The organism is Fructilactobacillus sp. X7R9C1, from assembly GCF_059901005.1.
Window position 1 is genome coordinate 58,225 of record NZ_JBWXVG010000001.1, and the last position, 12,789, is coordinate 71,013.

At 36.8% G+C, this 12,789-nt stretch carries 17 protein-coding genes; 14 read left to right on the forward strand and 3 right to left on the reverse strand.

The features are described 5' to 3' along the window. The first annotated feature begins 32 nt into the window (after positions 1 to 32). Entirely contained in the window at positions 33 to 1,217 is a 1,185-nt protein-coding gene (locus AC6UD0_RS00310; RefSeq protein WP_500706405.1) for a hydroxymethylglutaryl-CoA synthase, read from the forward strand. Between the two features lie 12 nt (positions 1,218 to 1,229). Here the strand turns inward: AC6UD0_RS00310 and lexA are convergent, their stop codons facing one another. After that, positions 1,230 to 1,865, reverse strand: coding sequence for a transcriptional repressor LexA (gene lexA / locus AC6UD0_RS00315; RefSeq protein WP_500693860.1), 636 nt, complete (start codon positions 1,863 to 1,865; stop codon positions 1,230 to 1,232). Positions 1,866 to 2,012: 147 nt separating this feature from the next. Between lexA and AC6UD0_RS00320 the strand changes: the two genes are divergently transcribed. After that, positions 2,013 to 2,264, forward strand: coding sequence for a DUF896 domain-containing protein (locus AC6UD0_RS00320; RefSeq protein ID WP_500693859.1), 252 nt, complete (start codon positions 2,013 to 2,015; stop codon positions 2,262 to 2,264). Positions 2,265 to 2,333: 69 nt separating this feature from the next. Then, positions 2,334 to 2,552 (forward strand): YneF family protein, encoded by a 219-nt coding sequence (locus AC6UD0_RS00325; RefSeq protein WP_500693858.1) that lies wholly within the window; start codon positions 2,334 to 2,336, stop codon positions 2,550 to 2,552. A gap of 12 nt (positions 2,553 to 2,564) precedes the next feature. On the opposite strand, the gene AC6UD0_RS00330 is transcribed toward AC6UD0_RS00325, so the two are convergent. Next, positions 2,565 to 3,209 (reverse strand): lysophospholipid acyltransferase family protein, encoded by a 645-nt coding sequence (locus AC6UD0_RS00330; protein ID WP_500693857.1) that lies wholly within the window; start codon positions 3,207 to 3,209, stop codon positions 2,565 to 2,567. Between the two features lie 96 nt (positions 3,210 to 3,305). On the opposite strand from AC6UD0_RS00330, the gene AC6UD0_RS00335 reads away from it, so the two are divergent. The 3 genes from AC6UD0_RS00335 to AC6UD0_RS00345 are packed head-to-tail and all read left to right on the forward strand — an operon-like array spanning position 3,306 to position 5,365. Then, complete coding sequence (locus AC6UD0_RS00335; protein WP_500707783.1) at positions 3,306 to 4,046, forward strand: tRNA1(Val) (adenine(37)-N6)-methyltransferase; 741 nt, start codon at positions 3,306 to 3,308, stop codon at positions 4,044 to 4,046. After that, positions 4,036 to 4,317: a GIY-YIG nuclease family protein gene (locus AC6UD0_RS00340; protein WP_500693855.1), complete on the forward strand. Its 282-nt coding sequence runs from the start codon at positions 4,036 to 4,038 to the stop codon at positions 4,315 to 4,317. Before AC6UD0_RS00335 ends, AC6UD0_RS00340 begins: the two co-directional genes overlap by 11 nt. A gap of 46 nt (positions 4,318 to 4,363) precedes the next feature. Continuing rightward, a complete protein-coding gene (locus AC6UD0_RS00345) occupies positions 4,364 to 5,365 on the forward strand; it encodes a D-2-hydroxyacid dehydrogenase (protein WP_500693854.1) in 1,002 nt (333 codons plus the stop codon). 41 nt (positions 5,366 to 5,406) lie between these two features. Here the strand turns inward: AC6UD0_RS00345 and AC6UD0_RS00350 are convergent, their stop codons facing one another. Beyond that, on the reverse strand, positions 5,407 to 6,105 hold the full coding sequence (locus tag AC6UD0_RS00350) for an HAD family hydrolase (RefSeq protein WP_500696626.1): 699 nt from the start codon (positions 6,103 to 6,105) through the stop codon (positions 5,407 to 5,409). Between the two features lie 220 nt (positions 6,106 to 6,325). Between AC6UD0_RS00350 and rpsB the strand changes: the two genes are divergently transcribed. The 8 genes from rpsB to rseP all read left to right on the forward strand — a co-directional run bounded on the left by rpsB (position 6,326) and on the right by rseP (position 12,778). After that, positions 6,326 to 7,081 (forward strand): 30S ribosomal protein S2, encoded by a 756-nt coding sequence (gene rpsB, locus AC6UD0_RS00355; protein ID WP_500693852.1) that lies wholly within the window; start codon positions 6,326 to 6,328, stop codon positions 7,079 to 7,081. 80 nt (positions 7,082 to 7,161) lie between these two features. Then, on the forward strand, positions 7,162 to 8,043 hold the full coding sequence (gene tsf, locus AC6UD0_RS00360; RefSeq protein ID WP_500693962.1) for a translation elongation factor Ts: 882 nt from the start codon (positions 7,162 to 7,164) through the stop codon (positions 8,041 to 8,043). Positions 8,044 to 8,170: 127 nt separating this feature from the next. Continuing rightward, positions 8,171 to 8,893 (forward strand): UMP kinase, encoded by a 723-nt coding sequence (gene pyrH, locus AC6UD0_RS00365; protein ID WP_500695573.1) that lies wholly within the window; start codon positions 8,171 to 8,173, stop codon positions 8,891 to 8,893. A gap of 1 nt (position 8,894) precedes the next feature. Beyond that, the gene (frr, locus tag AC6UD0_RS00370; RefSeq protein WP_500693850.1) at positions 8,895 to 9,458 is read left to right on the forward strand and encodes a ribosome recycling factor; all 564 of its coding nucleotides are present in this window, start codon (positions 8,895 to 8,897) and stop codon (positions 9,456 to 9,458) included. A gap of 20 nt (positions 9,459 to 9,478) precedes the next feature. Then, positions 9,479 to 9,892 carry a hypothetical protein gene (locus AC6UD0_RS00375; protein WP_500693849.1) on the forward strand — a complete coding sequence of 138 codons (414 nt, stop codon included), beginning with the start codon at positions 9,479 to 9,481 and terminating at the stop codon, positions 9,890 to 9,892. A 53-nt stretch (positions 9,893 to 9,945) separates the two neighbouring features. Next, positions 9,946 to 10,683, forward strand: a complete 738-nt coding sequence (gene uppS, locus AC6UD0_RS00380) for an undecaprenyl pyrophosphate synthase (protein WP_500707784.1) — start codon at positions 9,946 to 9,948, stop codon at positions 10,681 to 10,683. A gap of 10 nt (positions 10,684 to 10,693) precedes the next feature. Continuing rightward, positions 10,694 to 11,482 carry a phosphatidate cytidylyltransferase gene (locus AC6UD0_RS00385; RefSeq protein WP_500693847.1) on the forward strand — a complete coding sequence of 263 codons (789 nt, stop codon included), beginning with the start codon at positions 10,694 to 10,696 and terminating at the stop codon, positions 11,480 to 11,482. A 24-nt stretch (positions 11,483 to 11,506) separates the two neighbouring features. Beyond that, positions 11,507 to 12,778, forward strand: coding sequence for an RIP metalloprotease RseP (rseP, locus tag AC6UD0_RS00390; protein ID WP_500699433.1), 1,272 nt, complete (start codon positions 11,507 to 11,509; stop codon positions 12,776 to 12,778). The last annotated feature ends 11 nt before the right edge of the window (positions 12,779 to 12,789 follow it).

Below are 12,789 nucleotides of genomic sequence, written 5' to 3' on the forward strand. Positions count from 1 at the left end.
TAGAAAATTAAATTGAAAATGGAGTGGTATTAGTGAAAGTTGGAATTGATAAAATTGGCTTTTATACCCCAACTTATTTTATTGATATGGTGGATTTAGCCAAAGCGCGTGATGAAGATCCAAACAAGTATTTAATTGGGATCGGACAAACTCAACAAGCTGTCATTCCCTCCACCCAAGATTCTGTTACGTTGGCAGCCAATGCTTCGGACCAAATTGTAAGTCAAGAAAATCGAGATAAGATTGATTTAATTATTTTTGGATCAGAAAGTGGAATTGATAACTCTAAGTCGGGAGCAATTTATGTTCAAAACCTGTTAAAATTGAGTTCACACGCACGAGCATTTGAAATTAAACAAGCCTGCTATGGAGCAACTGCAGGATTACAGATGGCTAAAGACTATGTTCACTTGCATCCCGATAAGCAGGCTTTAGTGGTTGGATCTGATATTGCTAGATACGGAGTTCAAACTGCTGGCGAGGTTACACAAGGCGGTGGAGCAGTTGCCATGACGGTGTCGAGTAACCCACGTATTATGACTATAAGCGATGATAGTAGTGTTTATTCTCAAGATATTATGGATTTTTGGCGGCCAATTGGAAAGACTGAGGCCCTTGTGGATGGACACTACTCAAATGATATTTATGAAAAATTTTTTAATGAAACCGTTCATGATTATTTAAAAAGACATGGTCTTACTTTTAATGATTTAAAGGCAATTGTTTTTCATTTACCTTACACTAAGATGGGGTTAAAAGCATTACGCCAAGTTCTTCCTGAAGTTTCAGTTAGGGAACAGGAGAAATTGTTAAGAGAATTTGAGGCTAGTCGGGTTTACAGTAAACGAGTTGGTAATTTGTATACTGGATCATTATATTTAAGTCTTCTTTCACTTCTGGATAATTCTTCAGATTTAAAGGTGGGAGACCAAGTTGGCGTGTTTAGTTATGGTTCTGGGGCTCAGGGCGAGTTTTATACCGGAATATTACAAGATAACTTTAGAGATCAAAAGCGAAAACAGTTAATGAATGAGCTGTTAGACAGTCGAAAGAAATTATCAATTGAAGAGTATGAACAAATATTCAATGGTTTGCCTAGTCTTTTGGATGATAATTATGAATTGGATCTAAGTAATGATCCTGCTAAATTTGTCTTTTCTGGTGTTAAAGAAGGTAAACGTCAGTATTTAAATCAAGAAAAAAACCATTCACTTTGAAGTGAATGGCTTTTATTTAATGCCGATTCGATATAAACCGACAACTTTACCTAAGATGACTACGTTTTTTAAAATAATTGGTGCCATGTCATCATTTTCGGGTTGGAGTCTGAAATGGTCACTTTCTTTAAAGAATCGTTTGCAGGTGGCTTCGTTTTCGTCGTTCATGGCGATAACAATATCACCATTTTCAGCGGTATTTTGGCGTTTTACAATTACCTGATCACCGTCTAAAATTCCGATATTGATCATACTTGTACCACTAATGGTAAGCATGAAGAGTGAATCAGAACTTCGTTGGAGTTCGGTTGGAATCGGGAAATAATCAGTTGCGTCTTGAACCGCAAGAATTGGTTCTCCGGCAGCAACGGTTCCAAGTAAAGGCATCTCGTCCGGCTTTGATTCTTGAGAAACACCAAGATAGTTCATTCCATCAGAAGTAACTTCAAGGGCACGCGGTTTAGTTGGATCCTTGATGATATAGCCCTTCTTTTCCAAACGAGCGAGATGACCATGGACCGTTGAAGTTGACGATAATCCAACGTGTTCGCCGATTTCTCGAACGGTTGGTGGGTATCCTTGATCACGAACTTGTTTCCAAATGTATTCGAGAATATCATGTTGTTTTGTTTGTGATGCTTGCGACATAAGGCACCTCTGTGCTTTCTAATTGGTTTTTAGCTAAAATAAGAATACCACAAAAACGGAATTTTGCAAACGTTTGTTCGTGTACAAATCCTTGTTTTCACGCTTTATTTCGTGATATTATGATATCAGATGAAGGGAGAGGTTAACATGGCTGAAGATAAAGAATTAGAAAAACTCATTCCAAGAATTAACGAATTATCTAAAAAATCAAAAAACGAAGGTTTATCTGAAGAAGAAAAAGAAGAACAGAAGAAGTTACGAAAAGAGTACTTAGATCGTTTCAAGGCTAATTTTAAAAGTCAGATTGAAATGACTAAGGTCTATGATAAAAAAGGGAACGAAATTACTTCAGACAAAGTCAAGGAATCTCAGCGAAAGAAAAATTTGCGAGACGATTGATTCCAATCTTTTCAAAACCTTGCTAATTGTGTAAAATAATAATAAAAGGCTTGAAGGGAGGTCAATGATTTGTCTACATGGATCTGGATTTTAATAGTGATTTTGGCTTTACTAGCTGGTGCACTAATTGGCTTCTTTGGTGCTCGTAAGTACATGGAAAAGTATTTGAAGGATAATCCACCAATCAACCAGGAACAACTTAAAGCGATGATGCTTCAGATGGGACAAAAGCCATCACAAAAGAAACTTAACCAAATGATGAACGCAATGAAACATCATCAAAATTAAAAAAACGTCGAATTACTTCGACGTTTTTTTATTATGCGGTTTTGATTCATCAATGTACACGTAGTTGGGATTAATTTCATCATCGAGCTTGTCAAAGGCGGCTTGCATTTGATTTTCAATTAATTTTTGATTCTTATCATCCAATCTTTCTTTTTTGTTGATATAAATTGGATCACCAAAGTTAATTGAAACTTTCTGGCGTTTGAAAACTTCTTTGAGGGTCAATGGCCCCTGATAAACAACTGGTACCAGGGGCACTCCAGCTAGTTGGGCAATCAGTGCTGCACCGCCCTTGAGTTTTTTGGAATGCCTCGTACCAGACGGGAACATCATGAGTGATAGATTGGTTTTTCTCAGTGTTCTAACTGGAATTTTAATTGCTGAAATTCCTGGATTTGAACGATCAACCGAAAATACGTTGACGTGCCGCAAAAACCATCCCAGCATTGGATTTTTGAATAGTTCTTTTTTAGCCATGAAACACAACTGTTTAGGGCGAATTACCGTTGCAATTAGAATCATATCAAACCAACTCCGGTGGGGAGCAATTAACACGTAATTTCCGTCTGGGATACGATTCTTGTGCATCACATTCATTGGTCCATTTATAATTCTTAAAATGAATTGGCCAACTGTAAATAAAAACGAGTACCACAAAAGATTTTAAGCTCCTTTTTTTAAGATGTATAATTTAATAGTATATTATTAACGGTAAAAGTGACAAGTTAAATTTAAAAAATGGTGGTGAACTAGGTGAACTTGATTGGTGATGAACGAATTGACCAACTCTACAGTCAGGACATTAAAGTCATTCAAAGTCCAAGTGTGTTTTCATTTTCTTTGGATGCCGTAATGCTTGCTAATTTTGCTCAGCCTAAGATCAATAAGAATAGTCTTTTGGTTGATTTATGTGCTGGTAATGGTGCCGTTGGTTTGTTTTTAAGCAAAAAAACACATGGTAAGATTGCCGAAGTCGAGATTCAATCACGTCTAAGTGATATGGCAACTAGGAGTGTTCAACTGAACGGCTTAGAGGATCAGATATCCGTTTATAATGATGATTTAGCTAATGCTACCACAATTTTTGGCAAAGATGAGGTTGATACTATTACGGTTAACCCTCCGTATTTTTCAAATCTTCCGACTAGTAAAAAAAATCCGAATGAATATTTAGCGATTGCAAGACACGAAGTAAAAACTAATTTGAAAAGCGTTATTAAAACTAGTAGTGAGCTTTTAAAAACTGGTGGGAAACTTTACATGGTTTATCGTCCTGATCGCCTACATGAATTAATGAACTTAATGACTAACTTTCGACTAGCAATGAAGCAAATTCAATTTATTTACCCTAAAGAGGGAAAGAATTCTAACATGATTTTGGTATCTGCAATTAAAGATGGAAAAAATGCTGGTTTAAAAGTCGATTACCCGATTACGGTTTATGACCATGGTAGTTATTCAAAAGAGGTTAAAAAGATATTGTATGGAAAGTAAAAGTTACTATATGTATGTCTTACTTTGTTGTGACGGGACGTTTTACGGTGGGTTTACCGATGACGTTTATCGTAGATTAGCGGTTCATCAAGCTGGGAAAGGGGCCAAATATACTAAAACTAGGCGACCTTTAAAGCTACTGTACTACGAAAAATTTAATGATAAAAGGAGTGCCATGAAAGCAGAATACGCTTTTAAGCATCAAACTCGGAGAAAAAAAGAATTTTTTCTAATTAGCCATGGAATTGACTCGACTCTTTGGGGTAATTAGTGGTTGGGTGTTATAATTATGGTGAAAAGAAAAGGGGGACTAAGTTATGAAAATCATTGCATATGGAATTAGAGACGATGAACGACCATACTTAGAACAATGGGATAAAGCTCATCCAGACATTGAAGTAAAAGCAGAATCAAAATTATTGGATAATGACACTGTCGACGAAGCAAAGGGATTTGATGGTGTGGTTGCATACCAGCAAAAGCCTTATACTGCTGATATTTTAGACAAATTAGCTAGTTTTGGCATTAAATCACTTTCACTTCGAAACGTTGGGGTGGATAATGTTGATGCTGATGCTGTTAAACGTGATGGCATTAATGTCACTAACGTTCCAGCTTATTCACCAGCTGCTATTGCTGAATTAGCGGTTACAGAAATGATGCGGTTACTTCGTCATACTAAAAAGTTTGAAGATAAGGAACGCCATGGTAACATGACCTGGGCTCCAGATATTGCTGACGAAATGAACAAGCAAACCGTTGGTGTCTATGCTACTGGGAGAATCGGACGCCAAGTTGTTAAAATCCTTCAAGGTTTTGGTGCCAAAGTGATTGCTTATGACCCTTATCCAAACCCTGAGCTCAAAAAAGAGGGAATTTACGTTGATACCCCTGAAGAATTGTATGCAAATTCTGATATTATAACTCTTCATGCCCCAGCATTAAAAGAAAATGATCATATGATTAATGATGATTCAATTGCGCAAATGAAAGATGGAATCAAAATTATCAATGCTGCCCGTGGAAGTTTAATTGATACTGATGCTTTGATTCGTGGCCTTGACAGTGGCAAGATCTCAGGAGCTGCTCTTGATGTGTACGAAAACGAAGTGGGTATTTTCAATGTTGATTTTGGAAGTTTTGATAAGATCCCAGATGACAGACTGAAGAACTTGATGAAACGGGATAATGTTTTAATCACTCCACACATTGCATTTTACACGAAGCCTGCGGTTAAGAACATGGTTCAAATTGCACTCGATTCAAACGTTCAATTGATTAAAAACGGTAAGTCCGATAACTCAGTTGAAGTTAAATAGGAAATCAAAATAAAAAGCGCCCTTCATATGAAGTGCGCTTTTTATTTTGATAGAGCCTTTAAAAGTTCACAAAGTTCAGTTTGAGAAGTTACTGTTTGGTCAGGAACGAAGTTTGTTTCTGGAACAGACCTTTTGCGGTGATTGAACCAAAAGGCATGCCAACCAGCTCGCTTGGCTGAAATGATGTCACCAGTAAATGAATCGCCAATGTAAGCTACTTCGGATGGTCTTACATCTAATCTATGATTCATAACGGTAAAAATTTTAGGATCCGGTTTTAACATGCCAACTGACTCTGAAGCAATGATGTAATTAGGATCAATGTAATCATCTAATCCAAGGATCTTTAGTTCGTTATTTAAGAATTGACTGGATCCGTTAGCAATAATTCCAATTTTTAAATCATTTGACAACATTTGGATTGTCTTTAAAAGATCGTGATAAGATGAAATTTCTTTAATACAAGTTAGATAGTTTTTCTTAAAATGTTTAATTTCTTCTTTATCCGGATCAAGATCGTTAACACCATTTTTGATGTTTTGATAAACTAGTTCATTTTGCTTGTAAGTTCCAGACATTATATTGGAATAAACTAAGGGACTTTGAATTTGAAAATTTTTAAATGAAGTAGCTGAGTCAATAATTGGATGATTAGGGAACGTCTTAAAAAAGGCCTCTTCTGAAACCCGCTTTTGATCATACAATGTGTCGTCGACGTCAAATACGACAGCTTTTATCATTTAAACTCCTCCTCAGATACATAGAACCGTAACACATTTTTAATATTATACGCAAGATTTGATTAAATCTCAAAATATTATTGTTATTTACGTTGATATTTTGTATACTAATCCTTGGTGTTAATTACCAATACACACCTAGAAGGTTTTGTAAGGCGGTGCTCATTTGAGTTCCTTGCATAATTCTAGGGAGGAAAAAACTTTTATATGGAGGCTAATTATGGCTGTAGTTACAATGAAACAATTACTTGAGGCTGGTGTTCATTTCGGTCACCAAACTCGTCGTTGGAATCCTAAGATGAAGAAATACATTTTTACTGAACGTAATGGTATTTATATCATCGATTTACAAAAGACGGTTAAGTGCATTGACCGTGCTTACAACTTTATGAAGGATGAAGCAGCAAATGATGCTGTAATTCTTTTTGTTGGTACTAAGAAACAAGCTCAAGATTCAATTGAAGAAGAAGCAAAACGTGCTGGTGTTTACTACGTTAACCATCGTTGGTTAGGTGGTACTCTTACCAACTGGAACACGATTCAAAAACGAATTAAGTACTTGAAGAAACTTAAAAAGATGGCTCAAGATGGCACTTTTGAACGTTTACCAAAGAAGGAAGTTGCTTTGCTTAAGAAGCAAACCGACAAACTTGAAAGATTCTTAGGCGGTATCGAAGATATGCCTAAGATTCCGGATGTAATGTTCATCGTTGATCCACATAAGGAACAAATTGCTTTGCATGAAGCTCAAAAGCTTAATATTCCGGTTGTAGCAATGGTAGATACTAATACTGATCCTGATGGAATTGATTATGTTATTCCTTCTAATGATGATGCAATTCGTGCCATCAGATTGATTACTTCAACAATGGCTGATGCTATTATTGAGGGTAAACAGGGTGAAGATGAAGTTAGCGAAAAAGATTTTGATAAAAATGCTGACCAAAAAGATGAAAAATCCGAAGAAACTAAATAATTAAAGTGATAGGCTGACTTTTGTTTAGACCCTTTTGGCCTAATTTAAGTCAGTTTTTTATTAAAACAAAGGAGATCACAATTATGGCAAAAGTAACTGCTAAACAAGTTAAAGAGTTACGTGACAAGACTAGTGCTGGTATGATGGATGCTAAGAAGGCTTTAGTTGCCGCCGATGGTGATGAAAAGAAAGCCATTGATATTCTTAGAGAAAATGGGGTTGCAAAGGCTGAAAAGAAGAGTGGAAAGGTGGCTGCCAGTGGCCTCACTCGAGTTGCTGTTCATGATAACAAGGCTGCGATCGTTGAAATTAACTCGCAAACGGACTTTGTTGCCAGCAATGATGACTTTAAGGATTTGATTGATGCTGTTGCTGATGCAATTGCTTTAAATCAGCCTAAAGATTTAGATGCAGCAATGAAACTTGAATTAAACGATGGAACCGTCGAAGATGCCATCATTAATACTACCCAAGTTACTGGTGAAAAAATCAAATTGCGTCGTTTCAAGACCTTTAATAAAAATGATGATGATAGTTTTGGCTTTTATCTTCATAATGGTGGAGAAATTGGTGCTTTGGTTGAACTTCAAGGTGGAGATGACAATACTGCTAAGGATGTTGCCATGCATGTTGCTGCTGAAAACCCAGAATTCTTAACTCAAGATGAAATTCCTTCAGATCGGTTGCAGCATGAACGTGAAGTTCTTAAAAAGGAAGCTCTAAGTGAGGGTAAACCTGAAAAGATCGTTGAAAAGATGGTTGATGGGCGTTTAAAGAAATTCTTAGCTCAAATTAGTTTAGCTGATCAACCTTTTGTTAAGGATCCTGATATGTCTGTTCAACAATATGTTGAATCAAATAATGGTAAACTAAAAGGCTTTGTTCGATATGAAGTTGGTGAAGGTATTGAACAAGATACTCAAAGTTTTGCTGATGAAGTTAAACAACAAATGAATCAATAATATTTCAGCAAAAAGTCAGTGTTAAATGCACTGGCTTTTTTGTTATACCTAACTTCAGGGCACTGTTGTTATACGTTAATATATGCTAAAATTATCGTAGTTAATTTATATTGTTGGAGGAAATCTGATGGCAGATTTAAAGTACAAACGGATCGTTTTAAAGTTAAGCGGTGAAGCTCTTGCTGGTGATAAAGGATTTGGAATTAATCCCCCCGTTATCAAGACGATTGCTGAAGAAATTAGAGATGTTTATAACTTAGGGATTCAAATTGCCATCGTTGTCGGTGGTGGAAACATGTGGCGTGGTGAAGCTGGTGAAGAAATGGGAATGGAAAGATCTCAAGCCGATTATATTGGGATGCTTTCGACCATTATGAACGGTTTAGCCTTACAGGATAACCTTGAATCAGTGGATGTTCCGACTAGGCTTCAAACATCGATTGAAATGAAGCAAATTGCAGAACCCTACATTCGGCGTAAAGCAGTTCGCCACTTAGAGAAGGGACGAATTGTGATTTTTTCTGGAGGTACTGGTAATCCGTACTTTTCAACTGATACTACGGCAGTCCTCCGTGCTGCTGAAATTGACGCTGATGCCATTTTAATGGCAAAAAACGGAGTTGACGGAATTTACTCAGCTGATCCTAAAACCGATCCCAATGCTAAAAAGTATGAGAAATTAACGCAAATGGATATCATTAACAAAGGCTTACATGTTATGGATACTACTGCAAGCTCACTTTCGATGGATAATAATATCCCGTTAGTGGTATTCAATTTAAATAAGCCTGGCAATATCAAGAAGGTTGTTCAAGGTGATAAAATTGGAACAATCGTGGAAGGAAAATAATATGCCTAGTTCAAATGAAATTATTGACACAACTAAGTCAAAAATGAAAAAAGCAGAGGAAGCCTTACAGCGGGAACTTGGAAACATCCGAGCTGGTAGTGCTAATGCTAGTTTATTAAGTCCGGTTAGAGTTAACTATTATGGGGCATCCACGCCATTAAACCAAGTCGCTTCAATCTCAATTCCAGAACCGCGTGTAATTTTAATTACACCTTATGATAAGAGTTCGTTAAAGGACATCGAGCATGGTATTTTAGAGGCTGACCTTGGAATTAATCCGATGAATGATGGTGACAATATTCGAATTGTGATCCCACAGTTGACAGAAGATCGTCGAAAAGAAATTGCGAAAAAAGTTAAAGCAACTGGTGAAGAAAGTAAAGTAGCAGTTAGAAATGTTCGTCGTGACGGCATGGACGCTGCCAAACGTGGTAACAAAGATGGTGATTTTACGGATGACGAGTCTCATAATTTGGAGGACAAAATTCAAAAAATCACTGATAAGTCAATTTCTGAAGTGGAAGACATTATCTCGAAAAAGGAAGACGAGATTCTTAATGGTTAATAAAATGGGGAGTTTTTCTAATGGCTGATGATAATGATAACGAAAAAGAAGTAACACCGGGCACACCTGAGTTTGATCACATGGCATTTCGTTTGAAACAGCCAGTTAACGAAGGAAACCTGCGTGCACTGGACTATGATGGTAATCAATTACAGAAAATTCAAGATAATGTGTACGTGATGCCCGCTTATATTAATGATGACTTTAACTTATTTTTTGTAGTTTCTCCCTTGATCGAAAATGACTGGATTATTGCTTTCTCAAAAGCGACGATTGAGAATGGAAACGAGATTACAGATCTGTCAGAGCCAATCCCAACGGGTGAGGGATTGAATCAACTCGGGGAACAGAGCCCAGAAGACGCTAATAAGATTTTAAAGTATTTTAATACTTTGGTTGACGCAGGTCGTGGAGAATGGAAATTAGTAAAGTAAAAGGATGAGGATTCTCTCATCCTTTATTTATGTAAAAGTATTGAGGTACTCAAATGACTAACGAACTGGATATAAAAAACATTCCTAATCATATTGCAATAATTATGGATGGAAACGGGCGCTGGGCAAAAAAAAGACACTTACCTAGAATTGCTGGCCATAAGCGCGGAATGGAAGTAGTAAAAGATATTACTACCAAAGCAAGTAATCTTGGGGTTAAAGTATTAACGTTATACGCATTCTCTACTGAAAACTGGAAGCGACCCGCAAAGGAAGTTGGCTACTTGATGAGTTTGCCAGCTAAATTTTTTGATGATTTTGTTCCGAGCCTCATTAAACATAATGTTAAGGTTACGACAATTGGTGACATTTCTGGATTACCTAAGAGAACCCAAAAAGCAGTTTATGACGCAATTGATGATACTAAGGATTGTACCGGGATGGTTTTGAATTTTGCTTTAAATTACGGTAGTCGTGACGAGATTGTGCGTGGCGTTAAGGAAATTGCGCAAAATGTAAAAAGGGGTAATATAAATGTTGATGAAATTTCTGATCAGACAATTTCAGATCATTTGATGACCGCTTTTTTGGGTGAATATTCTGATCCTGATTTATTGATTCGAACTAGTGGTGAAGAACGGATTTCTAATTTTTTGTTATGGCAAATTGCGTACAGTGAATTAGAGTTTGTTGATCAGTACTGGCCTGATTTCACACCTGACGATCTAGAAAAAACAATTATACAATTTCAACAGCGTCACCGTCGATTTGGTGGTTTGGACGCAAAATAGGAGATTTATTATGAAGCAGAGAATTATCACAGCGGTTATTGCTTTGATTATTTTTATACCGATTATCATTGCTGGTGGAATATGGATTGACTTAGCCGCTATCGTGTTAGGTTTGATTGCCCTAGCAGAAATTTTTATTATGAAAAAAAGACTTTTAGTGTCTCCAGAGACACTAATTGCGTTTGTTGCGACAATTGCTATGATTATCCCGACAAACTGGTTATCATTTTTACCATTGTGGATTAAACCTCCATTTGCAATTTACATTTTAATAATGTTATTGATGTTATTTACCGTATTTTCTAAAAATAAGTTCAATTTTGATGACGCTGGAGTCTTTACCTTGGCAATTTTGTACATTGGGTTTGGATTTCATTACTTTATTGAAGCCCGGACTGATGGATTAACAACCCTGTTGTACGCTCTATTTATTGTATGGTTAACTGATTCCGGCGCCTACTTCTTTGGAAGGGCATTTGGAAAGCACAAATTGGCACCTCATATTTCTCCTAATAAGACTTGGGAGGGATCGATTGGCGGTACAGCACTAGCAGCCATTTTGTGTACAATCTTTGTCTGCTTTTTCCCAATTGATGGGATTGGTACTGTAAGTATGTTCTTTATTACGATTGTTCTTTCCATTTTTGGTCAATTTGGTGATTTAGTTGAGTCAGCTTTAAAGCGTTATTATGGAGTTAAGGATTCCGGCAAGATTTTGCCAGGCCACGGTGGAATATTAGATCGATTCGATAGTTTATTATTTGTTCTACCACTACTACATTTATTTGGAATTGTGTAATATCTGGAAGGGACTGGGTCTTTATTGTTAATTACAATCATTAGTTTCATAATCATTTTTGGAATATTAGTTTTTGTTCATGAATTTGGTCATTTTATCGTGGCTAAAATGTCAGGAATCATGGTCCGTGAATTTTCAATTGGAATGGGTCCCAAGTTGTTTTACTATCGACATAATCACACGACTTATACACTACGATTACTGCCTATTGGTGGATATGTTCGAATGGCTGGAAGTAGTGATGATGAGGATGAAGAAATTCAGCCAGGGACTCCAGTTCGGCTTCAAACTAATAGCAAAGGTGTTGTTACTAGAATTGATTTGAGTAATAAAAGCCAACTGTTTCAAGGAATACCACTAGATGTGTCGGGATCCGATCTAGAAGGGGGTCTCTGGATTGAAGGATACGAAAATGGTGATGATTCTGAGAAAAAAAAGTTTTCTGTTGATCACGATGCTACTATTATTGAAAAAGATGGGATCGAGGTTCAAATCGCGCCGGTTGACGTTCAATTTCAGTCAGCACTCTTGTATAAACGACTTTTGGTAAATTGCGCGGGAATTTTTAACAACGTTGTCTTGGCAATTTTGGCATTTATGCTTTTGTCCTTCATGCAAGGTGGAGTTCCTAATAACTCAAACAGGGTTAACCTGTCGCCACAAGTTTCAATTGCGAAAAAAGCTGGTCTGCAAAATAATAGTAATATTTTGGCTGTTGATGGTCACAAAACCAACACGTGGAATGATATCGGCACGTTGATTCAGAAGCGCCCAGATAAAAAAGTAACTTTAACGGTTAAGCATGATGGAAAAGTTAAAAATATTTCAATGACGACTGAAGCCAAAACCATTCAGAAGCAAAAAGTTGGTATGATTGGAGTTCAGCAGGCGATGGACACTAGCTTTTCAGCTAAGTTGTTTTCTGGATTTACTCGAACCTGGGATATGACAACTGAATTGTTTGGTGTGTTGGGTTCAATGTTTACCCATTTTTCTTTAAATGACTTAGGTGGTCCAGTTGCCATTTTTGCGGAGACGTCTAACGCATCCAAGGGCGGTTTTTTAGGACTGTTGAGCTTTTTAGCATTTTTATCCATTAATTTAGCCATTGTAAATGTGTTACCAATTCCAGCCTTGGATGGTGGTAAAATATTATTAAATATTGTGGAAGCAATTAGAAGAAAACCAGTTTCGGAAAAAACGGAAACGATCATTACGCTCATTGGTTTTGCCATTCTGATAGTATTGATGGTACTGGTAACTTGGAATGATATTGAGCGATACTTTATTCGATAAAACTTTAGGGG